This is a genomic window from Klebsiella pasteurii (assembly GCF_018139045.1).
GTDB lineage: Bacteria > Pseudomonadota > Gammaproteobacteria > Enterobacterales > Enterobacteriaceae > Klebsiella > Klebsiella grimontii.
Map to the genome: position 1 here is coordinate 5,409,627 of NZ_CP073236.1, position 26,418 is coordinate 5,436,044.

The window sequence follows — 26,418 nt, forward strand, 5'->3', positions numbered from 1 at the left end:
CACACTATTTATGCTCAGGTTTTGAGCCGGAGATAATCGAGGTATGACAGAAGTGAGAAGGCGGGGAAGGCCGGGCCAGCAGGAGCCTTCCGCGCAAAAAGGCGCCCAGGCGCTGGAGAGAGGGATCGCGATACTGCAATACCTTGAAAAGAGCGGCGGCAGCTCGTCGGTCAGCGATATTTCCCTTAATCTGGACTTACCGTTATCGACCACCTTTCGTCTGCTTAAGGTGCTGGAAGGCGCGGATTTTGTGTATCAGGATGCGCAGTTAGGCTGGTGGCACATCGGACTTGGCGCATTCAATATCGGTTCGGCGTACATCCACAACCGGGATGTTTTATCCGTCGGCGGACCCTTTATGCGCCGGCTGATGCTGATGTCGGGCGAGACCGTCAATGTGGCGATTCGCAACGGCAACGAAGCGGTGCTGATTGGCCAGCAGGAGTGCAAGTCGATGGTAAGGATGTGCGCGCCGCTCGGTAGCCGACTACCGCTGCATGCTTCAGGCGCCGGAAAAGCGCTGCTGTATCCGCTGTCGTCGGAAGAGCTGGTGGATGTCATTGTGAAGACCGGACTGCAGCGGTTTACGCCGGCGACGATCGTCGATTTGCCGGTCCTGCAGCGGAATCTGGATGAGGCGCGAGCCTGCGGCTACAGCATTGACCAGGAGGAGCACGTGACAGGATTAAACTGTATTGCTTCGGCGGTTTACGATGATGTGGGGTCCGTGGTGGCGGCGATTTCGATTTCCGGGCCGGCGTCCCGCTTAACCCCGGACCGTTTTATCAGCCAGGGAGAGCTGGTAAGGGAGACGGCAAGGAATATCAGCACCGCGCTGGGACTCAAACCCCAGGCTGATTGATAGCCGAACCGACCCGCTCTGCGGAGCGGGACTTTTTTGGTTTTATTAAAATTTGGAAAATTTTTCCAATATAGCGAGGTAGTAAAAAATGGCAAAAATGAGAGCCGTCGACGCGGCAATGTATGTACTGGAAAAAGAAGGGATTACAACCGCATTTGGCGTGCCCGGCGCGGCGATTAACCCGTTCTATTCGGCGATGCGCAAGCACGGCGGGATCCGTCATATTCTGGCCCGACACGTGGAAGGCGCGTCTCATATGGCGGAAGGCTATACCCGCGCCACGGCAGGCAATATCGGCGTATGCCTGGGAACATCGGGCCCGGCGGGAACGGATATGATCACCGCGCTGTACTCCGCCTCCGCCGACTCCATTCCTATTTTGTGCATCACTGGCCAGGCGCCGCGCGCGCGTCTGCATAAAGAAGATTTCCAGGCGGTCGATATTGAGTCCATCGCTAAACCCGTCACTAAGATGGCGGTGACCGTCCGCGAAGCGGCGCTGGTGCCGGGCGTGCTGCAGCAGGCATTCCACCTGATGCGCTCCGGTAGACCGGGGCCGGTGCTGATCGACCTGCCTTATGATGTCCAGGTCGCGGAAATCGAATTTGACCCTGAGCTGTATGCGCCGCTCCCGGCGTATAAACCCGTGGCGACGCGTCCGCAGATCGAACGCGCGCTGGCGATGCTGCTGATGGCGGAGCGTCCGGTGATTGTCGCCGGCGGCGGGGTGATTAATGCCGATGCCGCAGCGCTGTTGCAGCAATTTGCCGAAATTACCCATGTACCGGTGATCCCGACGCTGATGGGCTGGGGCTGTATCCCGGATGACCACGAGCTGATGGCCGGAATGGTCGGCTTACAAACCGCGCATCGCTACGGCAACGCCACGCTGCTGGCCTCCGACCTGGTATTTGGTATCGGCAACCGCTTTGCCAACCGTCATACCGGTTCGGTCGAGAAGTACACCGCAGGTCGTAAAATCATCCATATCGATATCGAACCGACGCAGATTGGCCGCGTACTGTGCCCGGATTTAGGCATCGTGTCCGATGCGAAAGCGGCGCTGACTCAGCTGGTGGATATTGCGCAGCAGATGCAAAAAGAGGGCCGCCTGCCGCGCCGCGAGCGCTGGGTTGCCGAGTGTCAGGAGCGCAAGCGTACGCTGCTGCGTAAAACCCACTTCGATAACGTGCCGGTCAAACCGCAGCGCGTTTATGAAGAGATGAACAAAGCCTTTGGCCGCGACGTGTGCTACGTCACCACCATCGGCCTGTCGCAAATCGCCGCCGCGCAGATGCTGCACGTGTTTAAAGATCGCCACTGGATCAACTGCGGTCAGGCGGGGCCGCTGGGCTGGACGCTTCCTGCCGCGCTGGGCGTTTGCGCCGCCGACCCGGAGCGCAACGTGGTCGCGATCTCCGGCGACTTCGACTTCCAGTTCCTGATTGAAGAGCTGGCGGTGGGCGCGCAGTTCAATATTCCTTACGTCCACGTGCTGGTAAACAACGCTTATCTGGGCCTGATTCGTCAGTCGCAGCGCGCGTTCGATATGGATTACTGCGTCCAGCTGGCGTTCGAAAATATCAACTCCAGCGAAGTGAACGGCTACGGCGTCGATCACGTCAAAGTCGCAGAAGGTCTCGGCTGCAAAGCCATTCGCGTCTTTAAACCGGAGGAGATTGCGCCCGCCTTTGCGCAGGCAAAAGCGTGGATGAAACAGTATCGCGTGCCGGTGGTCGTGGAGGTGATCCTTGAGCGTGTGACCAATATTTCGATGGGCAGCGAACTGGATAACGTAACGGAATTCGAAGATGTAGCCGATAGCGCCATCGATGCGCCAACCGAAACCTGCTTTATGAAATATGAATAAATGAGGTGAAACTATGTTGCGCTTCTCTGCCAACCTTTCGATGTTATTTGTGGAATATGATTTTCTGGATCGTTTTGAGAAAGCAGCGGCCTGCGGTTTTCGCGCCGTTGAATTTATGTTTCCGTATGATTATGCGCCGGAGGTATTAAAACAAAAGCTGAGTGATAACCGGCTGGAGCATACCTTGCATAATCTACCCGCTGGCGACTGGGCGGCAGGGGAGCGCGGCATAGCCTGTATTCCCGGTCGCGAAGCGGAGTTTCGCGAAGGCGTTGACGCCGCGATCCGCTACGCTAAAGCGCTGGGCAATAGCAAAATCAACTGTCTGGTCGGTAAAACTCCGGTGGGCTATCGCGAAGATCATATCCGCTCCACGCTGGTGGCTAATTTACGTTTTGCCGCCGCCGCGCTGGCCCAGGAGGGGATCCTGCTGCTGATTGAGCCGATTAATTACTTCGATATGCCGGGGTTTTATCTGAATACCACGCATCAGGCGCTGGCGCTCATTGATGAGGTCGGCAGCGATAATCTGAAAATCCAGTACGATATTTATCATATGCAGCGCATGGAGGGTGAATTAACCCATACGATGCAAACTTATGCCAACCGAATTGGTCATTTACAGATTGCCGATAACCCGGAACGCGGTGAGCCGGGAACTGGAGAAATTAATTACGATTATCTTTTTAAATTTATCGATAAATCAAATTATGACGGTTGGGTCGGCTGCGAATATAAACCGCTGACGACCACTGAAGCGGGCCTGACATGGTTTAATCGCTACCGTTAATTTTTAATTTATCTTTGGGCAGTATTTATTATTCCATTTCCAGGAAGGGATAACTATTGCTCAAATATACCCGTCATGCTTTACGCAGCCGATGTTCAGGGTATAAATCGAAACAGAAATTTTGAGAGGAAAGGTATGAAACTGGGATTTATTGGTTTAGGTATTATGGGCACTCCGATGGCGCTCCGACTTGCCAAAGCGGGCCACGCGCTGCATGTGACCACCATCGGTCCGGTTGCTGAAGAACTGCTCAAGCAGGGCGCGCAGCATCTGGCTACCGCAGAGCAGGTCGCGGAGCAGTCGGAGATTATTTTTATCATGGTTCCTGATACCCCACAGGTCGCCGACGTTCTGTTTGGCGAACACGGCTGCGCCAGCGCGGCGCTGAAGGGCAAAACCATCGTCGATATGAGCTCTATTTCGCCGATTGAAACCAAGCGTTTTGCGCAGCAGGTGCGGGATTTGGGCGCAGATTATCTGGATGCGCCAGTATCCGGCGGCGAAATTGGCGCGCGTGAAGGTACGCTCTCTATTATGGTCGGCGGCGACGAAAACGTGTTTGCTCGCGTGAAGCCGCTGTTTGATATTTTGGGTAAAAACATCACCCTCGTCGGCGGTAATGGCGACGGGCAGACCTGTAAAGTCGCCAATCAGATTATCGTCGCGCTGAATATTGAAGCGGTCTCCGAAGCGCTGGTTTTCGCGTCTAAAGCCGGCGCCGATCCCGCTCGCGTGCGTCAGGCGCTGATGGGCGGCTTCGCCTCCTCGCGTATTCTGGAGGTACATGGCGAAAGAATGTTGAACCGGACGTTTAATCCCGGTTTTAAAATTTCCCTGCACCAGAAGGATCTTAATCTGGCATTGCAGAGCGCGAAAGCGCTGGCGCTTAATTTACCGAATACGGCAACCTGTCAGGAGCTATTTAATACCTGCGCCGCCAACGGCGGTGGCGAATTAGATCACTCGTCTTTAGTTCAGGCGCTTGAATTAATGGCGAATCATAAAATATCGTAATGAGAAAATGCTGCCGATTCCGGCAGCATTTTTTAAACCTCACGGGTGAATTTATGGATACTATCAATAAAACAGGTATCGACTATTGGAAGAAAATAGTCGTGGTAATGAGTCTGGGCTGGGTGGCAATATGGATTTATCGTACCGTATTAACGCCTATTTATCCGGAAATTCAGGCGTCCTTAGGCAACGTCAGTAACGCTGAAATTGGCGCGATAGCCAGTTTCTATTTTCTTGCCTACTGCGGAATGCAGATCCCCTGCGGTATTCTGGTTGATAAACTGGGGCAGAAAATTATGCTGATGTGTGGTTTCTCGCTGTTCATTATTGGCACGCTGAGTATTGCTAATGCGGGAAATCTGACGCTGATTTATATCGGCTCGCTGCTGGCCGGTGCCGGCTGCGCTTCCTTCTTCAGCTCCGCCTATTCGCTCTCCTCGGCCAACGTGCCGCAGGAGCGTCGGGCGCTGGCTAACGCCATTATCAACAGCGGCTCGGCCATCGGGATGGGGATTGGCCTGATTGGCTCAAGCATTCTGGTCAAAAGCATGCATATGGCCTGGCAAAACGTGTTGTTTATTGTCGCAGCGATCCTGGTGGTGATGCTCTGCGTGTTTACCCTGGTGATTCGTCGCAAGCGGAAAGAGCCCGCCGTAGCGGAAAATAAAAATAACGCCTCGGCATCATTCCCGTCGGCAGAAGAAAAATCGGCGCCGCTGTTTTCGCCGCTGCTGTGCAGCGTCTACTTTCTCTATTTCTGCACCTGCTACGGCTACTACCTGATCGTCACCTGGCTGCCTTCTTATCTGCAGACCGAACGCGGCTTTGACGGCGGCGCCATTGGTTTTGCTTCCGCACTGGTGGCAGTGGTCGGGGTGCCGGGCGCGCTGTTCTTCAGCCATCTTTCGGATAAATTCCGCGACAGTAAAGTCAAAGTGATTCTCGGGCTGGAGATTGTTGCCGCGGCAATGCTGATGTTTACCGTTCTGTCGCCGAATACTACCATGCTGATGATCAGCCTGGTGCTGTATGGACTGCTCGGTAAAATGGCCGTTGACCCGATTCTTATCTCGTTCGTTTCCGAGCAGGCGTCCGCAAAAACATTAGGTCGTGCCTTTAGCCTGTTTAATTTCTTTGGTATGAGTTCAGCGGTTGTTGCCCCGACGCTCACCGGTTTTATTTCTGATCTGACCGGGTCAAAAGAAATTAGTTTTGTGATGTCTGCCGGGCTAGTTATTACCGGAACGATACTGTTTGCATTGATTACCTTGCGTAAGAACAAAATACAGTCAAAGACAATCCCAGTATAATAAAAAATAAAAATTATTAATTTGTTGTTCCACATAGCTAAACCTACAAACGTAATCCGATGCGTATTAAGAGGGAATTATGGAACAAGCTCAAGACCTGTACAAATCCAGAGGTTATAGCGACGATCTATTACCAAAATTAGAATCGCAGCGTAACTGGAAGACATTTAACTATTTTACCTTATGGATGGGATCCGTACACAACGTACCTAATTATGTGATGGTTGGTGGTTTTTTTATTCTCGGACTATCAACGTTTAGCATAATGATGGCAATAATATTGAGTGCTTTTATTATTGCCGCGGTTATGGTGTTTAATGGCGCTGCCGGAAGTAAATACGGCGTACCCTTCGCTATGATTTTAAGAGCCTCCTATGGGGTGCGCGGGGCGTTATTACCCGGCCTGCTCAGAGGCGGTATTGCGGCGATTATGTGGTTTGGTTTGCAATGCTATGCCGGCTCGCTGGCATTCCTGATCTTATTAGGCAAACTGTGGCCTGCGTTTCTGACCCTTGGCGGTGATTTTAAGCTGCTGGGGCTGTCGCTGCCTGGGCTGATCGCCTTTCTGGTCTTCTGGCTGATTAACGTCGGCATTGGTTTCGGCGGCGGAAAAGTACTCAATAAATTTACCGCCATCCTCAACCCCTGCATCTACATTGTCTTCGGCGGCATGGCTATCTGGGCTATTTCGCTGGTCGGGATTAGCCCTATTCTCGACTATTTGCCAACCGGAGTGGCAAAAGCGGAGCATACCGGCTTCTTGTTCCTGGTGGTCATCAATGCGGTCGTTGCCGTCTGGGCGGCGCCGGCGGTCAGCGCCTCGGATTTTACCCAGAACGCGCGTTCGTTTCGCGAGCAGGCCCTGGGTCAAACGCTTGGTCTGGTCGTAGCTTATATTTTGTTCGCGGTGGCCGGAGTGTGCATTATCGCCGGCGCCAGTATCCATTATGGTATGGACACCTGGAACGTGCTGGATATTGTGCAGAAATGGGACAGCCTGTTTGCTTCTTTCTTTGCGGTGCTGGTGATATTAATGACCACGATCTCCACCAACGCCACCGGTAATATTATTCCGGCAGGCTATCAAATCGCGGCAATTGCGCCGACTAAATTAACCTATAAAAACGGTGTACTGATCGCCAGCATCATTAGTCTGCTGATCTGCCCATGGAAATTAATGGAGAATCAGGACAGTATTTATCTTTTTCTCGATATTATCGGCGGCATGCTGGGCCCGGTTATTGGCGTAATGATGGCGCATTATTTTGTCGTTATGCGTGGACGGATTAATCTTGATGAGCTGTATACCGCAGCTGGGGATTATAAATATTTCGATAATGGATTTAACGTTACCGCATTCCTGGTCACCATCGTGGCGGTGATTTTATCGCTCGGCGGAAAATTTATTCCGCTGCTTGAACCGTTTTCCCGCGTGTCGTGGTTTGTTGGCGTTATCGTCGCTTTTGCCGCATACGCGTTACTAAAAAAACGGGCGCTGCCGAATAATATTTCGCACCCGGACGTTGTGAGCTGATTTTCTTATCAAGAGGAAGCTTTATTTCAGGGATGAAGCATCAATAGCCAAAGCCATTGCTGGTACAGCCCACGTGGCTACAAGCAGAAATATGGCGTGTATACCTACAAGGAGTTTTATATGTCTTTTGATTTAATCATTAAAAACGGCACCGTTATTCTGGAAAACGAATCGCGGGTGGTGGATATCGCGGTTGCTGACGGCAAAATTGCCGCTATCGGTGAAAACCTGGGCGAAGCGAAACAGATCATGGATGCCGCGGGCCTGATCGTTTCGCCGGGGATGGTCGATGCGCATACGCACATCTCTGAGCCGGGTCGTACCCACTGGGAAGGATACGAAACGGGTACCCGCGCGGCGGCAAAAGGCGGCATCACTACGATGATCGAAATGCCGCTGAACCAGCTGCCGGCTACCGTCGATCGAGAGACCATTGAGCTGAAATTCGACGCAGCGAAGGGCAAACTGACCATCGATGCCGCGCAGCTTGGCGGGCTGGTCTCCTATAACCTGGACCGACTGCACGAGTTGGATGATGTGGGCGTGGTGGGCTTCAAATGCTTTGTCGCCACCTGCGGCGATCGCGGGATCGACAACGACTTCCGCGACGTCAACGACTGGCAGTTTTTCAAAGGGGCGCAAAAGCTGGCCGAAATGAAGCAGACCGTGTTGGTGCATTGTGAAAATGCGCTGATCTGCGATGAGCTCGGCGAAGAAGCAAAAAGAGAAGGCCGCGTGACGGCGCATGATTATGTCGCGTCGCGTCCGGTGTTCACCGAAGTCGAGGCGATCCGCCGCGTCCTCTATCTGGCGAAAGTCGCCGGTTGTCGCCTGCACGTATGCCACATCAGCAGCCCGGAAGGGGTCGCCGAAGTGACCCGTGCGCGTCAGGAGGGACAGGACGTCACCTGCGAATCCTGTCCGCACTACTTTGTGCTGGATACCGAGCAGTTCGAAGCGATTGGCACCCTGGCGAAGTGCTCTCCGCCGATCCGCGACGCGAAGAACCAGAAGGGAATGTGGGAGAAGCTGTTCAACGGCGAAATAGACTGCCTGGTGTCCGACCACTCTCCGTGCCCGCCGGAAATGAAGGCGGGCAATATCATGCAGGCCTGGGGCGGGATTGCCGGTCTGCAGAGCTGCATGGACGTGATGTTTGATGAAGCGGTGCAAAAGCGCGGTATGCCTCTGCCGCAGTTTGCTCGTCTGATGGCGACCAACGCCGCCGATATTTTCGGCCTGAAGCAGAAGGGGCGCATTGCCCCGGGCAAAGACGCCGACCTGGTGTTTATTCAGCCAAACAGCAGCTACGTCCTGCAGGCGGAGGACCTCGAATACCGGCATAAAGTCAGTCCTTACGTTGGCCGTAAGATTGGCGCACGTATCACTAAAACCATCCTGCGCGGCGAGGTGATTTATGACATTGAGCAGGGCTTCCCGCAGGCGCCGAAGGGGAAATTTATCCTTAAGCATCAGCAGTAACGGGGAACCGTTGCATTCCCGGACTGCGGCGTAAACCTCTTATCCGGGCTACGAACCTGACGTCGCGCGGGTTTTGTAGCCCGGGTAAGGCGCAAGCCGCGCCCGGGGCATAACCTACTTCGTTCAATGTTTAGCGTCTGTTCAACGTCAGGCGCTTTGTCAGGATTTTATCATGGTGGTATTGCCGCTAAATCAACGAAACACCCTAGCGGGATTTCAATGGTTCTTCTTTATCTTCTGCAACACCGTCGTGGTACCGCCAACATTACAGTCTGCTTTTCAGCTCCCCGCCAGTGCGCTGATTACGCTTACCCAATACGGTTTTATCACCACCGGGCTGGCGTGCCTGGCGCAGGCGCTGCTGGGCCACCGTCGCGCGATTATGGAAGGCCCAACGGGACTATGGTGGAGCACTATTCTGACCGTCACCGTCGGCGAAGCCGCGCGCGGCACCCCGTTTGACAGCATTGCGGCCAGCCTGGCGGTCGGTATATTTCTGTCGGCGATATTCACCATCATCATCGGCGTGAGCGGCATCGGCCATCGCCTGGCGAAGCTCTTTAGCCCGACGGTCATGGTCTTTTTTATGCTGCTGCTCGGCGCGCAGCTGACGACTATATTTTTTAAAGGCATGCTCGGGCTGCCCTTTAGTTCGGCCCAGGCCAGCGTGGGCATTCAACTGGCGCCGTTTAGCCTGGCGCTGGCGGTAATGATGCTGGTGCTGGGGATGATTATTTTTCTCCCGGACGGCATCGCCCGCTACGCTCTGCTGACAGGAACCCTGGCGGGATGGGGAGGCTGGTACCTGCTGTTTCGCACGCCGCCCGCCACGGCCGCTTCCGGCCCGATTCACTGGCAGTGGTTTCCGCTTGGCTACGGGGGGGCATTACGTCCAGGTATTATTTTGACGGCGCTGCTGGCCGGGCTGGTCAATATTACCAATACCTACGGCGCTATTCGCGGTAGCGACGTTTTTTATCCCGAGCAGGGCGCCAGCAATAGCCGTTACCGGCGCAGCTTTATTATCTCCGGATTAATGACTCTAATAACGGTTCCGCTCAGCGTGGTGCCGTTTTCGCCCTTTGTTTCATCGATAGGCTTATTAACCCAAACCGGAGAAACCTCGCGCCAGCCGTTTATTATCGGCTGCCTGTGCTGCCTGCTGGTTGGGCTGTTTACGCCGCTGACCCACTTTTTTACCACGCTGCCTCTGCCGATCAGCAGCGCGGTCATGCTGGTCTCATATCTCCCATTGTTATATTCCAGCTTATCGTTCAGTAAACAAATTACCTTCACCGCGCGAAATATCTACCGGCTGGCTCTGCCGCTCTTTATCGGCATTTTTTTAATGGGGCTGCCGCCAGTTTATCTCCAGACGCTACCTCTGATAATCCGACCGCTGTTAGGCAACGGCTTATTAATCGGCGTGCTGCTGGCGGTAGTGATGGAAAATCTCATTCCCTGGGATCGTATTAAGTCATGACAGCAAAAAGGATGAACAATGAAAATTATTATTGCACCGGACTCTTTCAAAGAGAGCGTCAGCGCCAGCCGCTGCGCCCAGGCGATAAAGGCGGGCTTTGTCTCAATTTTCCCGCAGGCGGATTGCGTCTGCCTGCCGATCGCCGACGGCGGCGAGGGGACGGTTGAGGCAATGGTTGAGGCCACCGAGGGCAAAATGGTGATGCTGCCGGTGATGGGGCCGATGGGCAATTTTGTCGGGGCGTTTTATGGCCTGAGCGGCGATGGGCAAACCGCATTTATTGAGATGGCGGCGGCCAGCGGGCTGATGTTGGTTCCCGCCGGGGAACGTAATCCTCTGCGGGCCACCAGCTACGGTACCGGCGAGCTGATTCGCCACGCGCTGGACGCTGGCGTTCGCCATATTATTCTCGGTATCGGCGGCAGCGCCACGGTGGATGGCGGCATGGGCATGGCCCAGGCGCTGGGGGTGCGCTTTCTGGATGAGCACGACGAGAGCGTCGGCCTCGGCGGCGGGGCGTTACAACGGTTAGCAAAAATAGACCTAAGCGGCCTCGAGCCGCGCCTTCATGATTGCCGGATTGAGGTGGCCTGTGACGTTGATAATCCGCTGCTCGGCGAACGCGGCGCGGCGGCGGTTTTTGGTCCGCAAAAAGGGGCCTGTTTAGAAATGGTTGCCGTTCTGGAGCGCGGGTTACAAAACTACGCTCAGGTACTGCTGGCGGCTACCGGTCAGGATGTCGCGGCGATGGTCGGCGGCGGCGCGGCCGGAGGAATGGGCGCGGCGGCCCGGGTTTTCCTTAACGCTACGCTGAAATCGGGCATCGATATTGTGCTGGAAGCGGTTCATCTGGAGGCGGCGTTGCGCGATGCGGACCTGGTGATCACCGGCGAAGGACGAATGGATTCACAAACCGTTGGTGGCAAAGCGCCGGTTGGCGTGGCGCGGATTGCCAAAAAGCACGGCATTCCGGTTATCGGTATCGCCGGCGTGCTGGGTGACGGCGTTGAAGCGGTGCATCAGCACGGTATTGACGCGGTCTTTAGCATTCTTCCCGCGCTGGCGCCGTTGGCCGAGGTGCTGGAGCGCGGCGAGCACAACCTCTACGCCTGCGCGCGCAATATTGCCTGCGCCATCAAGCTTGGGCAGAACATGCCTGGCTGAATAAAAAATGCCACGGTTCTCACCGTGGCAAAATCCAACATAGCTAAACAAAAAAGGTGAATTTAATCAGTGACAATCAGATCTCGACGTCGCGGTTGCAATCTTTCGAGTAGATATAGCTGAACGCTTCGCGCCCAACGCCGTATCCCGCCTGCAGTGAATAAGCGCCCATAAAGATATAGTCGCCTTGCTTCACCGGCACCCAGTTGTTGTCGAGGTTATATACCCCCTGGCCGGAAAGAATATAGGCGCCGTGCTCCTGCACGTGGGTTTCGATATAACCGTGGCTGGCCCCTGGCTCGAAGGAGAGAGTATGCATGTTCATATCGAAGCCCAGCTCTTTTGGCAGGAAATCGATCAGGATAACGTCTTCCATTCCTTCATACTGAATCCGCTCCAACTGGCTGACGTTGCCGGTAACCAGATAAGGGGCGTGATTCTCAACCGCAATATAGCGGCGCTTGTAGAGAAACAGCTGGCTGTCGCCTGAGTAGTTATTGATGAAGGTGACCCGCTCGCCCGGCGGGCAGTAAATATAGCCGCCTTTGGTTAGTGGGAAGCTTTTGCCTTGCGCCCCGGCGGTGATTTCACCTTCAATCACATACAAAAAGGTCTCAATCCCTTCGCCGCCGAAGCCGCTTTGATTGCCGCCGTTTTCATGCAGCGTGACCAGATAATCGACAAAGCTGGCGCCTAATTTCGGCGTCGACAGAATGGTCACATCGCAATGAGCAAAACCCGGAATGATGTTTTTGACCAGACCGTCCGGCGTCAGCAGCGCATAATTGCCGTGGCGCACGATGGAACGGCTGGCCAGTAAATCATCGCGATAGCCAACCACATTATTTAAATAACCCATTCTCTTTTCCTTATTCAGTCCAGGCCAGTTGATACAGCATTAAGGCGAGCGTTTTCACGCCTTCCGCCAGATCCTCGATATGCGTACTTTCCGCCGGGTTATGGCTGATACCATTGATGCTCGGCATAAATATCATGCAGGTCGGGAAGCAGGGGGCGAAAATTTGCGCGTCGTGGCCCGCGCCGCTGTGCATCACGCGGAAATTGACCTTCTCTTTCTCACAAAGCGCGGTGAGCTGGGCGACCAGCTTTTTATCCATCGGAACCGGGGCCTCATCCATCCACAGGTCGACCTCAATGCCAATCTCCATTTCCTGGCAGATCCGCCGCATATCGGCTTCAATCACTTCCGTAAATGCCGTTAACTCAAGGGCATCGGTGTGGCGGCAGTCCATGGTGAAAACCGTTTTACCCGGCACCACGTTAACGGTATTCGGCTGCGGGTCGACTTTACCGAAGGTGAGTACCAGCGGGTCGCCGTGGGCCTTTGCTTTGGCAATAGATTCGCAGCAAATGCGGCTGAAAGCCTGAACGGTGTCGCGGCGGTAGCCCATTGGCGTCGTGCCGGCATGGTTAGACTCGCCGTTGAGGGTGATGGTGTAGCGTCGCTGTCCGACGATGGCGTTGACCACGCCGATGGACTGCTTGTTGGTTTCCAGAACCCGGCCCTGCTCGATATGCAGTTCGACGAAGGCTTTAATATCCCGGCGCGGTGCCAGCGGGGCGGCGGGCAGAGTGAATCCGCACTGCTTCATGGCTTCAACAAACGCCACGCCTTTGGCGTCCTTAATCTCGCGCACGTCTGCCGGGTTAGCGATACCGACGATATTTTTGCTGCCCCAGAAGACGTAAGGAAAGCGGCTACCTTCTTCTTCCGCTAGCGCCAGAACCTCGACGGTACGCAGCGGCGCGCCGTAGGTCTCTTTTAGCCAGCGTACCGCCAACCAGGCCGCCAGCGCGCCGAACTGACCGTCAAGATTGCCGCCGTTGACGACGCTATCAATATGCGAACCGCTGAGGATAACCTCATCGGGAAAGCGCGTGCCGGGCAGTCGGCCATACAGGTTGCCGACTTCATCAAAGCGGGTTTCCAGGCCGCTCTCGCTCATCTTTTGTTTGAACGCCTGCTGCGCCTGCAGCCATTCCGGCGAATAGAGCAGACGGGTCAGGCCTCCGGTCGGGTCGGCGCCGAAAGAGGAAAGCCAGGGCAATGTTTCTTCAATTGCCTGTCGAAAATAATGAGCCATACGCAACTCCTGTATTTTAATTTATTGAGCAAACGGGGAATGGGTTTCATAAGAGCGGTGATATAAAGCGTCAGAAAGCAGATAGTCATAAATCTCATCCACGATCTCGATACCGTTGACGGCGCTGTTTTTCTCATTGATATCCAGGTTCTGCCCCGGGTAATAAACCTGATTAAATCCGGGCGCTGGCGTAATGGCGTTTAATTCACGCATGGTGTCGCTAATATGCTGGCGGAATAGCGCGCTGGAGGAGAAAAATGCCGGGTTGATGACGATATGCAGCTGGCCCAGTTCGCGTCCCTGGCTCAGGTTTTCGTACATCGAACTGACCTGGCGGCCGAAGGGCAGGTTGAGCAAAATGCCGGAGAGGACGTCGATCATCATCATCAGGCCGTAGCCTTTCGGGCCGGCTGCCGGAAGCAGGGCGTGAACGGCAAAAGGATCGCTGGTCGGCGCGCCGTTTTTATCCACCGCCCAGCTATCGGGAATGGTTTCATGGCGCGAGCGGGCGTCGAGAATTTTTCCCCAGGCCTGCACCGTGGTTGCCATGTCGAAGGTGATGATATCATCCCCCACGCCGGGCGCGGCGAAGGCCAGCGGATTGGTGCCGTAATAGATTTCCGCCCCGCCAAACGGTACGACCATCGGGTCTGACTGACATAGCGAAAGCCCGATAAACCCGGCGCGGGCGGCCTGCCGGGTGAAATAAGAGATGGCGCCGCTGTGGCCCATGCGCCGAATGCCGACCACGGCCACGCCGTTTTCCTCGGCTAATGCTATCGCGTGCTCCATGCCCATTTTGGCGGCGATCTGACCAGCGGCGTTATCGGCATGCAAAATACCGCTGCAGGGGCCGGTTTTTTCAAAGGTAAAGTTGGGTTGACGGTTAGTTCCGCCTTTTGAAATACGTTCCGCATAATATTCAACGCGTACCGCGCCGTGCGAATGAATGCCTCTTGCATCGGCATAAACCAGCACATCGGCAATAATATCCGCGTGATGACGAGTAAGCCCTGCTGTGTTCAGCTTATTGGCAATAAGCTGATGAAGTGTTTCCCGACTGACTTTCATCTGTCTTCCTTTTAACGACGGTGTAGAGCCTGACTGACCAATAAAATACGGGGGAAATAAACTTAAATTGTGATCTGTATTGGTAAATATATAGTGTTAGATTTTATTTAATAATCACTATAGATTTATCAGAAATAACCCCGTCAATCTATTCGTTAAAAACCCCCTGCTAATGTACTGGGCTTTATTTAAAAACGTTGTGTAATAAATTTGATGTGATTTTGGTCACGCCGACGGCCACGTTATCTCGTTAGCCTGATTGCAGATTATCCATGCTCATTCAATTGCAATGGGTGCAATTATTGGGGAGTTATTATGATCCATGCCTTTATTAAAAAGGGCTGTTTTCAGGATTCAGTCAGCTTAATGATTATTTCGCGCAAGCTGAGCGAGTCGGAAAATGTCGACGATGTTTCGGTGATGATGGGGACACCGGCAAATAAATCGCTGCTGGAAACCACCGGCTTTTGGCACGACGATTTTGCCGCGGCGACGCCGAATGATATTTGCGTGGCGATTCGCGCCGATTGTGCGGATGCGTCGGTGACGGAAATGATTATCGCCCGTCTTGATGAAGCTCTGGCCGCCCTGGCGCAGGGGAGCGGGCAAAGCCAGAGCCTGAGCGTGGTTCGCCGCTGGCAAAGCGCAACGCAGAAGCTGCCGCAGGCCAATATGGCCTTAATATCCGTTGCCGGGGAGTACGCCGCGGAGCTTGCCCATCAGGCGCTCAGCAGCGAGAAAAACGTGATGATCTTCTCCGACAACGTCACGCTGGAAGATGAAATCGCCCTGAAAACCCGCGCCCGCGACAAAGGGCTGCTGGTGATGGGGCCGGACTGCGGCACCGCTTCGATCGCCGGCACCCCGCTGGCTTTCGCCAACGTCACGCCGGACGGCAATATCGGCGTAATTGGCGCGTCCGGTACCGGTATTCAGGAACTGGTCTCGCAGATTGTGCTCGGCGGCGAAGGGATCAGCCATGCGATTGGTCTTGGCGGTCGAGACCTGAGCGCCGAAGTGGGCGGCCTCAGCGCGCAAACGGCCCTGGAAATGCTGACCCATGATGAGCAGAGCCAGGTGCTGGCTTTTGTTTCTAAGCCTCCCGCCGAGGCGGTACGCCTGAAGGTGATTGGCGGCATGAAGCGCAGCGGTAAACCGGTAGTCGCGCTATTCCTCGGCTATGTGCCAGACACGCTGCGCGATGAAAACGTCTGGTTTGCCCGCACGCTTGACGAGGCCGGGCGTCTGGCCTGCCTGCTGGCGCGGGTCGTGCGACACCAGCAATCCCTGCCTGCGGCAACGGGCATGCAGATTCGCGGTTTATATACCGGCGGCACGCTGGCGGCGGAATCCGCCGGACTGCTGGCTGAACGGCTGCGCATCGCCCCCGATGCGCATCATCCGCAGGGCCTGATGCTCAACGCGCAGGGCCACCGGGTCGTCGATCTCGGCGATGATTTTTACACCGTTGGCCGCCCGCATCCGATGATCGATCCCTCTCTGCGCAACCAGCTGATTGCCGAACTCGGCGAGCAAACTCAGGTAGGAGTACTGCTGCTGGACGTGGTGATTGGCTATGGCGCCACCGCCGATCCGGCCGCCTCGCTGGTTGAAGCATGCCTGCGGGCCAGGGCGGTCAGGGACGACAGATATCCGCTGCACGTTATCGCCACGGTGACCGGGACCGAAAGCGATCCGCAGGGCCGTTCCCGTCAGATTGCCGAGCTTGAAGATGCGGGGATCGTGGTGGTCGATAGTCTCCCGGAAGCCACTTTGCTTGCCGTCGCACTGATTAGCCCGCAGCGCAAAGCCGCGCCGACCCCGCGCGCCAGCCTGCTGGACGGCGTGGCGGTGATTAACGCCGGCCTGCGCAGCTTTGCGCTCGATTTACAGTCCGCCGGAACGTCGGTTGTTCACTACCAGTGGGCGCCGATCGCCGGGGGAAATAAGAAACTGGCTCGTTTATTAGAACGTTTGCAATAAGAGGTCTCTATGTTTACATCAGTGGCGCAGGCCAATGACGCAGTAATAGAACGAATTCGTAATGCACGCCCGCACTGGCTGGATGTGCAGCCGGCGGGTTCTCTGATTGAAGCGCTAAACAAGAACAGAACGCTGCTCCATGCCGGGCCGCCGATGCGCTGGCAGGAGATGACCGGCCCGATGAAAGGAGCCTGCGTTGGCGCATGCTTATTTGAAGGCTGGGCGCAGGATGAAAAGACGGCCCACGCTATGCTCGAATGCGGCGAAATCTCTTTTATTCCCTGCCACCACGTGAACGCCGTGGGGCCGATGGGGGGGATTACGTCGCCGAATATGCCGATGCTGGTGGTGGAGAACATCGCCGAAGGCAACCGCGCGTATTGCAACCTGAACGAAGGCATTGGCAAGGTGATGCGTTTCGGCGCCTACGGCGAAGACGTGCAGCAGCGCCTGCGCTGGATGCGCGATGTGCTGATGCCGATCCTTAGCGCGGCGCTGAAACAGATGGAGCGCGGTATTGACCTGACCGCGATGATGGCTCAGGGCATCACCATGGGCGATGAGTTCCACCAGCGCAATATCGCCACCTCCGCGCTGCTAATGCGTACGCTGGCGCCGCATCTGGCACGGCTTAATATCGACAAACAGCAGATTGCTGAAGTCATGGATTTCCTCGCCATTACCGATCAGTTTTTCCTCAACCTGGCGATGGCCTACTGTAAATCCGCGATGGATGCCGGGGCGCAAATTCGCGCAGGCAGTATCGTCACCGCGATGACCCGCAACGGCGATATGTTCGGTATTCGCGTCAGCGGGCTGGGCGATCGCTGGTTTACCGCGCCGGTGAATACGCCGCAGGGGCTGTTCTTTAGCGGTTTCTCTCAGGAACAGGCCAACCCGGATATGGGCGACAGCGCCATCACCGAAACCTTCGGCATCGGCGGCGCGGCGATGATCGCGGCGCCGGGGGTGACCCGCTTTGTCGGCGCTGGCGGAATGGAGGCGGCGAAATCCGTTTCGGAGGAGATGGCGGAAATCTTCCTCGAGCGCAATATGCAGCTGCAGATTCCGGGCTGGGATTTCCAGGGCGCCTGCCTTGGGCTGGATATTCGCCGGGTGGTTGAAACCGGTATTACTCCGCTCATTAACACCGGGATCGCCCATAAAGAAGCGGGGATCGGCCAGATTGGCGCCGGGACCGTCAGAGCGCCGCTGGCCTGTTTCGAGCAGGCGCTGGAAGCGCTGGCGGACGAGCTGGGCGTGAGCTGAGGTAGCGCGATGGAGAGGATTCGTCCGCTGATAGGCAGCGTTGATGCGCCGGATCATCGCCAACCGTGGCGAACCGGCGGCCTCTGGCGGCGCACGATTAACCTCTATGTTGAAGGCGGCGCGCTGCTGACGCTGCATCATCGGGGGCAGGGGGTGAGCCCTGGCGGATGGGTTGTTCGCCATGGTGATTTTATCCGGCTGCACGCGGCGCTGCGGGCGGGAGCGTCGCCGATAGCGCGGAATGACGGTATTCAGGTCGGCGATCTTTTGCTGATGCCGCCGCGCAGGCGCTGCTCCCTGTGGCTCCGCCGTCAGCCTAACGGCGCCGACCTGCCGACAGCGCTAGTAAATCGTCCGGAGGAGACCGGGCTGTTTGGGCCGCTGTCGCAGGCTATCGATCTGCCGCAGCAGCCTGAGCTGCGGCAGCTGCGCCACTGTTTTGCCTCCGCGCTGGCCGGCAACGCCGTCGACTGGCGCCTGTGGTTGGGCAAGGGACCAGGCCTGACGCCGAGCCTGGACGACATGCTGATCGGCATGATGCTGGCGGCATGGCGCGCGGGGCGAATGTTACCCTGCGGCGGAAGAGCTTTTTTCCGCGCCTCCGGCGATCTGCACGCGGCCACCACCCAGGTGAGCGTCAACTATTTACGCTACGCCAGCATGGGACGTTTCGCCTCGCCGCTGATGCATTTTGTACACGCTCTGCAACGTGGACGACGAATTGAACCCGCCGTCGAAGCTCTGCTGGCGATGGGGCATACCTCCGGCGCCGACACGCTTCTGGGATTCTGGCTGGCGCAACATCTTATCTAAGGACTTTTTATGAAAACGCTGGTTGTTGCCCTTGGCGGCAACGCTTTATTACAGCGCGGGGAAGCGCTGACCGTAGAAAATCAGTACCGCAATATCGATAGTGCGGTTCCCGCGCTGGCGCGTCTGGCGAAAAACTACCGGCTGGCCATTGTGCACGGCAACGGGCCGCAGGTGGGGTTGCTGGCGCTGCAGAATCTGGCCTACGGCGACGTTGAGCCCTATCCGCTGGACGTGCTGGTCGCGGAGAGCCAGGGCATGATTGGCTATATGCTGGCCCAGCGCCTGGCGCAGGAATCACCCATGCCGCCGGTGTCGACGGTGATGACCCGCATTGCGGTAGCGTCAAACGATCCGGCCTTTTCGACGCCGGAGAAGTTTATCGGTCCGGTTTACGATCCGGAGCTGCAAAAACAGCTGGAAGACGAATACGGCTGGAGGATGAAGCGCGACGGTAAATATCTGCGTCGGGTGGTGCCTTCGCCGACGCCGGTGAGGATTGAGGAGAGCGAGTCGATTGAGCGCCTGCTGGGCGAGGGGCACGTGGTGATATGCTGCGGCGGCGGCGGAATTCCGGTGCTTGAGAACGGGCAGGGCGCAGAGGCGGTCATCGATAAAGACCTCGCCGCCGCGCTGTTGGCGGAGCAGATTGATGCCGATGGCCTGGTGATCCTGACTGACGCGGATGCGGTATATGAACATTGGGGCACTCCCATGCAGCGACCGATCCGCGAAGCGACGCCGGAAGAGCTGGCGCCTTTTGCCCGCGACGACGGCGCGATGGGACCGAAAATCGCGGCGGTAAGCGGCTACGTGCGCCGTCGGGGCAAGCGGGCGTGGATTGGCGCGCTGTCGCGCATCGATGATACTCTCGCCGGGCTGGCGGGAACCTGCATCAAGCCCTGATGCACAGGCGAAATCAAGCGACGTGCAGACGCTGAAATTTCCTGCGCTCTTTCCACGGTGGCGGCGCCAGGGAGTCGTGCGGTTTGCGGATTTGGTTGAATGGCTACGGGGCGAATGAATGTTGGTCTGGTAGCCCGGCTAAGGCGCAGCGCGCCGCAAGCCGGGATAAAGGAGAGAGGATTACGCCAGCTGCGCCTGCGCCCAGACGATGCCGCTGGCGTATTCCGGCGGCAGCAGCGGCTTCAGCGCTTCCAGCGTCGCGCTCAGGCGGTCGGTATCGCTGTCGGTCAGGTTCAGGTGGCCGACTTTACGACCCGGACGCACCTCTTTGTCGTACCAGTGTAGATGCACCAGCGGCAGCTTCAGCCAGTCATAGTTCAGATCGGTACCGATCAGGTTGATCATGACCGACGGGCTGTTCACCACCGGCGGCGGCAGGGGGAGATCGGTGATCGCCCGCAGATGCAGTTCGAACTGGCTAATCGACGCGCCGTTCTGCGTCCAGTGGCCGCTGTTGTGCACGCGCGGCGCCAGTTCGTTAATCAGCAGGCCATCGGCAGTGACGAAACACTCCATCGCCATCACGCCAACGTAGCCCAGCTCATTCATGATCGCCGTCAGCATCTGTTCCGCCTGTGCCTGCTGGCGGGCGTTGGCCTGCGGGAAAGCGACGCTGGCGCGTAAAATACCGTCCTGATGCAGGTTGCGGGTCAGCGGATAGAAGACCGTGCTGCCGTCCCGTGCGCGGGCGCCAACCAGCGATACCTCGCCGGAGAAATTAATGCCCTGCTCAACGATACACTCGCCGTAGTTATCCTCCGGCAGCTGCGCGGTTTCATTTTCCCGCAAACGCCACTGGCCGCGGCCATCGTAGCCGCCGACGCGGCGCTTAACGATAGCCAGCTCCCCAAGACGGGCGAATACCGCCGGCCACTCGCCTTTATCCGCCAGAAGCTGCCACGGCGCGGTAGCGAGCGCCAGCTTATCGAACAGCTGCTTTTGCGTCAGACGGTCGGCGATAATCGGGAAGACGTCGCGGTTAACAAAGGCGGAATGACGCGCCAGCTCGCGGGTCAACGCGGTTTCCGGCCAGCGTTCAATCTCTGCGGTGATCACGCTTTGCTGTACCGGCACCGCTTCCGGGTCGGCTTCCAGACCAACCGGCCAGACCGCAATACCCAACGGCTCGCCGGCCTGACGCAGCATACGGCCTAGCTGGCCGTTACCGAGAACGCAAACCTGTTTCATGCCGCACCCCGCGGGTCCGGGTTATCCAGCACGTCATCGGTCTGCGCCTGGCGCCAGGCGCTGAGGCGCTGGTGCAGTTCGACATCATGCTGGGCAAGGATCTGCGCCGCCAGAAGGGCGGCGTTAGCGGCGCCGGCTTTACCTATCGCCAGCGTGCCAACCGGGATGCCGCGCGGCATCTGGACGATGGAGTAGAGACTGTCAACGCCGCTCAGCGCCGCGCTCTGCACCGGTACGCCTAACACCGGCACCAGCGTTTTCGCCGCAATCATGCCCGGCAGATGCGCCGCGCCGCCAGCACCGGCAATAATCACCTGAAAACCGTTTTCTTCCGCGCCTTCGGCGAAGCTGAACAGTTTATCGGGCGTGCGGTGGGCGGAGACCACTTCGACATGGTACGGAACGTTCAGGGCATCAAGGATTTCTGCGGTAAACTGCATGGTAGCCCAGTCGCTTTTGGACCCCATCACGATGGCGATACGCGCCGAATTATTGCGGGAAGACATGCGTCTTAAAACTCCTGTGGGTGTGTTGCACACTGCTTTAGAGGCCACAGAGAATAGCATGAACTTCCGGCAAGGAAAACGGTTGCGTGCGCATGGCTAGCCGTCTTATGTCTCGTCGTCACTGGATGAAACTCGTCGGTTATGAGCGGCGGTGGCGCAGGCAAAAAAGTAAAAACCAGCACCAGTCCCAGGGCGGCATGAGATAGTGCCTGCCGGGGGCTAGAAAGGAAAATGAATCAGCTCAACATCTTCTGGGGTCACTTTGACCATAGAGCCTTCGTGATGCCAGGCGCCGAGCACCACCCGATACGCAGTTTTGCCGTTGGCTTCCAGGGAATGGACGGCAGGGCGGTGCGTATGCCCGTGAATCAGCCACTGGACGTGATGTTTCTCCATGACGTCAACTACCGCCTGCGGATTGACATCCATAATCGCCATCGACTTGCTGCTGTTGGCCGCTTTGCTGTCGGCGCGCATTCTGGCGGCGATACGGCGGCGGATAAACAGCGGCAGGGCCAGAAACAGGCGCTGGATCCACGGGTTGTGGACTTTCGCGCGAAACGCCAGATAGCCCGCGTCGTCGGTGCAGAGGGTATCGCCGTGCATAATCAGCACTTTGCGTCCGTAGAGGTCGAGAAGCTTTTCTTCCGGCAGCAGGGTCATGGCGCTTTCGCGGGCAAAGCGCTGACCGACGAGAAAATCGCGGTTGCCGTGGAGGAAGTAGCAGGGGACGCCGGACTCAGCTAACGCTTTAAGCGCAGCGGCAATTTGCCGATGCAGCGGGTTCGGATCGTCATCGCCGATCCAGGCTTCAAACAAGTCGCCGAGGATATACAGGGCGTCAGCCTGGCGGGCTTCCCCGTGTAAAAAACGCAGAAAACCGGCGGTAATCGCCGGTTCTTCCGTTTGCAGATGCAAATCTGCAATAAAAAGCGTCGCCACGAATTATTCGCTGACGGTAACGCTTTTGATCACCACATCTTCTTTCGGCACATCCTGGTGCATGCCGCTGCGGCCGGTGGATACCGCTTTGATTTTGTCGACCACGTCCATACCTTCAACGACTTCTGCGAATACGCAGTAGCCCCAACCCTGCAGGCTTTCGCCGGAGAAGTTCAGGAAGTCGTTATCGGCGACGTTGATGAAGAACTGCGCGGTGGCGGAGTGAGGCGCCTGGGTACGGGCCATCGCCAGCGTACCGCGGGTGTTTTTCAGACCGTTGTTCGCTTCGTTCTGAATAGGGGATTTGGTGGTTTTCTGATTCATACCCGGCTCAAAACCGCCGCCCTGAATCATGAAGCCATTGATAACACGGTGGAAAATAGTGTTGTCGTAAAAACCTTCACGACAGTAGTCCAGGAAGTTTTTAACTGTTTCCGGCGCTTTGTCGTCAAACGTCTTGATTACGATATCGCCATGATTGGTGTGGAAAGTAACCATTTTTGCATCCTGTTCCGATGATTGTGGTGCCTGCACCCGGAGTCGGGTGAGATATAGGGGGCTGTTATAGCATAACCGCGGGGCTGGATCACCTTGCAATGTGTGCTGCTTCGGGGTTGAATTAAGGTTAGAATACGCGACTTACATCCACACACGTCTACACGGAATCTTCGATGTTAAAAATTTTTAATACACTGACGCGCCAAAAAGAAGAATTTAAACCTATCCATGCCGGGGAAGTTGGCATGTACGTGTGTGGTATTACCGTTTACGACCTCTGTCACATCGGCCATGGCCGTACCTTCGTCTCATTCGATGTGGTTGCGCGCTACCTGCGTTTCCTGGGCTATAAGCTAAAGTACGTGCGCAATATCACCGATATCGACGACAAAATCATTAAGCGTGCTAATGAAAATGGCGAAAGCTTTGTGGCGCTGGTGGATCGCATGATTGCCGAGATGCACAAAGATTTTGACGCGCTGAATATCCTGCGCCCGGATATGGAGCCGCGTGCTACCCACCATATTGCGGAAATCATTGAGATCACCGAGCAGCTGATCGCCAAAGGCCACGCGTATGTCGCCGATAACGGCGATGTGATGTTCGATGTACCGACCGATCCGAACTACGGTCAGCTGTCGCGTCAGGATCTCGACCAGCTGCAGGCCGGCGCGCGCGTTGATGTTGTCGACGTCAAGCATAACCCGATGGACTTTGTGCTGTGGAAGATGTCGAAAGAGGGCGAGCCGAGCTGGCCGTCGCCGTGGGGCGCGGGCCGTCCGGGCTGGCACATTGAGTGCTCCGCGATGAACTGCAAGCAGCTGGGCAACCATTTTGATATTCACGGCGGCGGGTCGGATCTGATGTTCCCGCACCATGAAAACGAAATCGCTCAGTCCACCTGCGCCCACGACGGCGAGTACGTGAATTACTGGATGCACTCCGGGATGGTAATGGTTGACCGTGAGAAAATGTCAAAATCGCTGGGCAACTTCTTCACCGTGCGCGACGTGCTCAAGTTCTACGACGCGGAGACCATTCGCTACTTCCTGATGTCCGGCCACTATCGCAGCCAGCTGAACTACAGCGAAGAGAACTTAAAGCAGGCCCGTTCCGCGCTGGAGCGTCTGTATACGGCGCTGCGCGGAACCGATAAAACCGCAGAGCCGTCCGGCGGCGAGGCGTTTGAAGCGCGCTTTATCGAAGCGATGGATGACGATTTCAACACCCCGGAAGCTTATTCGGTGCTGTTCGATATGGCCCGTGAGGTTAACCGTCTGAAGACCGAAGATACCGCCGCGGCCAACGCGATGGCGGCGCATATGCGTAAGCTCTCTTCGGTGCTGGGTCTGCTCGAACAGGAGCCAGATGCGTTCCTGCAGAGCGGCGCGCAGGCGGACGACGGGGAAGTGGCGGAAATCGAGTCTTTGATCCAGCAGCGTCTGGACGCGCGTAAAGCGAAAGACTGGGCGGCGGCGGATGCCGCGCGTGACCGTCTGAACGAGATGGGCATTGTGCTGGAAGATGGCCCGCAGGGTACCACCTGGCGCCGGAAGTAGTCTCATTCTCTCTTTTTGCCGGGGGTGTCCCCGGCATTTTTTTGCCCATACCCAGGCCAGTACACCCGACGCTGACCGTCGTGTTTAATGTCCTGGATGGGGATAAAGTCAAGGCGCCAGTTGCGGCGCCTTGACTTTTTACTCGGTAACGGTAACGCTCTGACCTTCAAAGCTGACCGTTTGGCCAGCGACGATTTTGCAGCGCTTACGGGTTTCGACCACGCCGTCGACTTTGACCAGACCGTCGGCAATGGCGATTTTCGCCTGCGCACCGCTTTCGCTCCAGCCTTCCAGTTTCAGCAGGTCGCAAAGCTCAACGTGCGGGTGTTTGCCTAAAGAAAAATTCGTCATCTCAGGCCTCCTGAATATCGTGATACTCTTCGCACGCCTGCAGCGTGTTCTGAATAAGGGTGGCTACGGTCATCGGGCCGACGCCGCCGGGAACCGGAGTGATGTACGACGCGCGCGCGGCGGCATCTTCATAAACCACATCGCCAACCACTTTGCCGTTTTCCAGGCGGTTAATCCCGACATCGATCACGATCGCGCCTTCTTTAATCCATTCGCCCGGAATAAAGCCCGGTTTACCGACAGCCACGATCAGCAGGTCGGCATTTTCGACGTGATGACGCAGGTTTTTGGTAAAACGGTGAGTGACGGTGGTGGTGCAGCCAGCCAGCAGCAGCTCCATGCTCATCGGGCGTCCGACGATATTGGAGGCGCCAATAACCACCGCGTTCAGGCCGTAGGTATCGATATTGTAACGCTCAAGCAGCGTGACAATCCCACGCGGGGTACACGGGCGCAGGCGCGGCGCGCGCTGGCACAGACGACCCACGTTATAGGGGTGAAAGCCGTCAACGTCTTTGTCCGGAGAAATGCGCTCGAGGACTTTGACATTATCAATGCCGGCGGGCAGCGGCAGCTGAACCAGGATGCCGTCAATAGCCTTATCGGCATTCAGCGTGTCGATAAGTTCCAGCAGCTCCGCTTCGCTGGTGGTTTCCGGGAGATCGTACGAGCGGGAGACGAAGCCTACCTCTTCACACGCTTTGCGCTTGCTGCCGACATAAATCTGCGATGCCGGGTTGCTGCCGACCAGTACGACGGCCAACCCTGGGGCACGAAATCCGGCCGCAACGCGCGCCTTCACTTTTTCCGCAACCTCAGAGCGTACCTGCTGCGCAATCGTTTTACCGTCAATAATTTTTGCTGCCATCAGAGAGAGGATTCCATCTGTATCTTTACGAAAGGGGGATGACGATATTTTGTCAGAAGCCAGCCTCGCTGTCAGTCTTCGTTTAAGATTTTATCTTGCTTTGACGCGGCGGCGGCTGAAAAACGGGCCTGACCGCGCCGCGAGCGGAACCAAAAAGAGCCCGGGAGCCGAAGAAAAGTTAACGTGCAGAAACATAAGGTTGGATAAACTTTGTACTGCTTTCGCAGCATAAGCCGCCAGCCTGCGCAGGGAAGCGCAGTTTCGCGGCAAAATACATTGACTCATCAGGCGTGGACCGTATAATTCCGGCGATTGCACATCACGAAGCTCGCTTCTCAATGCGCCCTTAGCTCAGCTGGATAGAGCAACGGCCTTCTAAGCCGTAGGTCACAGGTTCGAACCCTGTAGGGCGTACCATTTAAACTCAAAAAGTTATCAACTTCCTCCTCTCGCTGATGTTTTCTCATGTGATACATTTGGGACATCTTCTGCAAAGACCGAGTCAATTTGCCTTGCGCGTTCCGTTAAATGGTGAGGCGCCAGCTGGGCATAACGGTGTACCATTTCGATGCTTTCCCGGTACATCAAAAAAACACAATAGTCTGGCAAGAGATCAATATGTAGATAATACGAACACAGAATGTGTATATCTATGTAAGATCATTATATTCAATTGGTTAAAAAGGAGTTGGTAATTAATGCCATTAAAAACACATAATGACATTATACAATTCTAACCAGAGCGATAAAAACAACAAAAAATATTACTAACCAGTGCAATAAGGGGAAACGA

23 protein-coding genes, 1 tRNA gene and 1 pseudogene are annotated in these 26,418 nt (G+C 56.2%); 15 read left to right on the forward strand and 10 right to left on the reverse strand.

Features of this window, described 5'->3' with window-relative positions; all coding sequences use genetic code 11:
• The first annotated feature begins 43 nt into the window (after positions 1-43).
• From allR to glxK, 9 genes are all read left to right on the forward strand, one after another.
• Complete coding sequence (gene allR / locus KCG39_RS25300) at positions 44-862, forward strand: HTH-type transcriptional repressor AllR (RefSeq protein WP_004130016.1); 819 nt, start codon at positions 44-46, stop codon at positions 860-862.
• Between the two features lie 88 nt (positions 863-950).
• Positions 951-2,732, forward strand: coding sequence for a glyoxylate carboligase (gcl, locus tag KCG39_RS25305; protein WP_004130019.1), 1,782 nt, complete (start codon positions 951-953; stop codon positions 2,730-2,732).
• Positions 2,733-2,745: 13 nt separating this feature from the next.
• Complete coding sequence (gene hyi, locus KCG39_RS25310; RefSeq protein WP_004130022.1) at positions 2,746-3,522, forward strand: hydroxypyruvate isomerase; 777 nt, start codon at positions 2,746-2,748, stop codon at positions 3,520-3,522.
• A gap of 135 nt (positions 3,523-3,657) precedes the next feature.
• On the forward strand, positions 3,658-4,536 hold the full coding sequence (gene glxR, locus KCG39_RS25315) for a 2-hydroxy-3-oxopropionate reductase (RefSeq protein ID WP_004130026.1): 879 nt from the start codon (positions 3,658-3,660) through the stop codon (positions 4,534-4,536).
• Between the two features lie 53 nt (positions 4,537-4,589).
• Positions 4,590-5,846, forward strand: a complete 1,257-nt coding sequence (locus KCG39_RS25320; RefSeq protein ID WP_032742065.1) for an MFS transporter — start codon at positions 4,590-4,592, stop codon at positions 5,844-5,846.
• Between the two features lie 79 nt (positions 5,847-5,925).
• Entirely contained in the window at positions 5,926-7,380 is a 1,455-nt protein-coding gene (locus KCG39_RS25325) for an allantoin transporter (protein WP_004130033.1), read from the forward strand.
• Positions 7,381-7,500: 120 nt separating this feature from the next.
• Positions 7,501-8,862 (forward strand): allantoinase AllB, encoded by a 1,362-nt coding sequence (gene allB / locus KCG39_RS25330; protein ID WP_004130035.1) that lies wholly within the window; start codon positions 7,501-7,503, stop codon positions 8,860-8,862.
• A 172-nt stretch (positions 8,863-9,034) separates the two neighbouring features.
• Positions 9,035-10,345 carry a uracil/xanthine transporter gene (locus KCG39_RS25335; RefSeq protein ID WP_087828746.1) on the forward strand — a complete coding sequence of 437 codons (1,311 nt, stop codon included), beginning with the start codon at positions 9,035-9,037 and terminating at the stop codon, positions 10,343-10,345.
• Between the two features lie 18 nt (positions 10,346-10,363).
• Complete coding sequence (gene glxK / locus KCG39_RS25340; protein WP_112165779.1) at positions 10,364-11,509, forward strand: glycerate 3-kinase; 1,146 nt, start codon at positions 10,364-10,366, stop codon at positions 11,507-11,509.
• A 76-nt stretch (positions 11,510-11,585) separates the two neighbouring features.
• Here the strand turns inward: glxK and allE are convergent, their stop codons facing one another.
• Genes allE through allD form a run of 3 tightly spaced genes read right to left on the reverse strand, consistent with a single transcriptional unit; the run spans position 11,586 to position 14,685 of the window.
• Positions 11,586-12,368 (reverse strand): (S)-ureidoglycine aminohydrolase, encoded by a 783-nt coding sequence (gene allE / locus KCG39_RS25345; protein WP_142467848.1) that lies wholly within the window; start codon positions 12,366-12,368, stop codon positions 11,586-11,588.
• Between the two features lie 10 nt (positions 12,369-12,378).
• Entirely contained in the window at positions 12,379-13,614 is a 1,236-nt protein-coding gene (gene allC, locus KCG39_RS25350; protein ID WP_049112235.1) for an allantoate deiminase, read from the reverse strand.
• Positions 13,615-13,635: 21 nt separating this feature from the next.
• Complete coding sequence (gene allD, locus KCG39_RS25355; protein ID WP_142467847.1) at positions 13,636-14,685, reverse strand: ureidoglycolate dehydrogenase; 1,050 nt, start codon at positions 14,683-14,685, stop codon at positions 13,636-13,638.
• 315 nt (positions 14,686-15,000) lie between these two features.
• On the opposite strand from allD, the gene KCG39_RS25360 reads away from it, so the two are divergent.
• Genes KCG39_RS25360 through KCG39_RS25375 form a run of 4 tightly spaced genes read left to right on the forward strand, consistent with a single transcriptional unit; the run spans position 15,001 to position 19,653 of the window.
• A complete protein-coding gene (locus KCG39_RS25360) occupies positions 15,001-16,668 on the forward strand; it encodes an acyl-CoA synthetase FdrA (RefSeq protein WP_142467846.1) in 1,668 nt (555 codons plus the stop codon).
• Between the two features lie 9 nt (positions 16,669-16,677).
• On the forward strand, positions 16,678-17,937 hold the full coding sequence (locus KCG39_RS25365) for a YlbE family protein (RefSeq protein WP_004130052.1): 1,260 nt from the start codon (positions 16,678-16,680) through the stop codon (positions 17,935-17,937).
• 9 nt (positions 17,938-17,946) lie between these two features.
• Positions 17,947-18,750 (forward strand): oxamate carbamoyltransferase subunit AllH family protein, encoded by an 804-nt coding sequence (locus KCG39_RS25370; protein WP_004130053.1) that lies wholly within the window; start codon positions 17,947-17,949, stop codon positions 18,748-18,750.
• A 9-nt stretch (positions 18,751-18,759) separates the two neighbouring features.
• Positions 18,760-19,653 (forward strand): carbamate kinase, encoded by an 894-nt coding sequence (locus KCG39_RS25375; RefSeq protein ID WP_049112239.1) that lies wholly within the window; start codon positions 18,760-18,762, stop codon positions 19,651-19,653.
• A 180-nt stretch (positions 19,654-19,833) separates the two neighbouring features.
• On the opposite strand, the gene purK is transcribed toward KCG39_RS25375, so the two are convergent.
• The 4 genes from purK to ppiB all read right to left on the reverse strand — a co-directional run bounded on the left by purK (position 19,834) and on the right by ppiB (position 22,847).
• Entirely contained in the window at positions 19,834-20,901 is a 1,068-nt protein-coding gene (gene purK / locus KCG39_RS25380; protein WP_004130057.1) for a 5-(carboxyamino)imidazole ribonucleotide synthase, read from the reverse strand.
• Positions 20,898-21,407, reverse strand: coding sequence for a 5-(carboxyamino)imidazole ribonucleotide mutase (gene purE, locus KCG39_RS25385; protein WP_142467845.1), 510 nt, complete (start codon positions 21,405-21,407; stop codon positions 20,898-20,900). The genes purK and purE overlap by 4 nt, the downstream gene beginning before the upstream one ends.
• Before the next feature lie 219 nt (positions 21,408-21,626).
• Positions 21,627-22,349 carry a UDP-2,3-diacylglucosamine diphosphatase gene (gene lpxH, locus KCG39_RS25390; protein WP_004130069.1) on the reverse strand — a complete coding sequence of 241 codons (723 nt, stop codon included), beginning with the start codon at positions 22,347-22,349 and terminating at the stop codon, positions 21,627-21,629.
• A gap of 3 nt (positions 22,350-22,352) precedes the next feature.
• Entirely contained in the window at positions 22,353-22,847 is a 495-nt protein-coding gene (gene ppiB / locus KCG39_RS25395; protein WP_004130079.1) for a peptidylprolyl isomerase B, read from the reverse strand.
• A 173-nt stretch (positions 22,848-23,020) separates the two neighbouring features.
• On the opposite strand from ppiB, the gene cysS reads away from it, so the two are divergent.
• Positions 23,021-24,406, forward strand: a complete 1,386-nt coding sequence (cysS, locus tag KCG39_RS25400) for a cysteine--tRNA ligase (RefSeq protein WP_004130082.1) — start codon at positions 23,021-23,023, stop codon at positions 24,404-24,406.
• A gap of 138 nt (positions 24,407-24,544) precedes the next feature.
• On the opposite strand, the gene ybcJ is transcribed toward cysS, so the two are convergent.
• Both ybcJ and folD read right to left on the reverse strand, forming a co-directional pair.
• Positions 24,545-24,757, reverse strand: coding sequence for a ribosome-associated protein YbcJ (gene ybcJ, locus KCG39_RS25405; RefSeq protein WP_004130084.1), 213 nt, complete (start codon positions 24,755-24,757; stop codon positions 24,545-24,547).
• 1 nt (position 24,758) lies between these two features.
• Positions 24,759-25,625, reverse strand: a complete 867-nt coding sequence (gene folD / locus KCG39_RS25410) for a bifunctional methylenetetrahydrofolate dehydrogenase/methenyltetrahydrofolate cyclohydrolase FolD (protein ID WP_004130086.1) — start codon at positions 25,623-25,625, stop codon at positions 24,759-24,761.
• A 340-nt stretch (positions 25,626-25,965) separates the two neighbouring features.
• Between folD and KCG39_RS25415 the strand changes: the two genes are divergently transcribed.
• A tRNA-Arg gene (locus KCG39_RS25415) sits at positions 25,966-26,042 on the forward strand.
• Between the two features lie 18 nt (positions 26,043-26,060).
• Here the strand turns inward: KCG39_RS25415 and KCG39_RS27835 are convergent.
• Positions 26,061-26,201, reverse strand: a pseudogene (locus tag KCG39_RS27835) (integrase); the annotation flags it as partial.
• Positions 26,202-26,418: the final 217 nt, after the last annotated feature.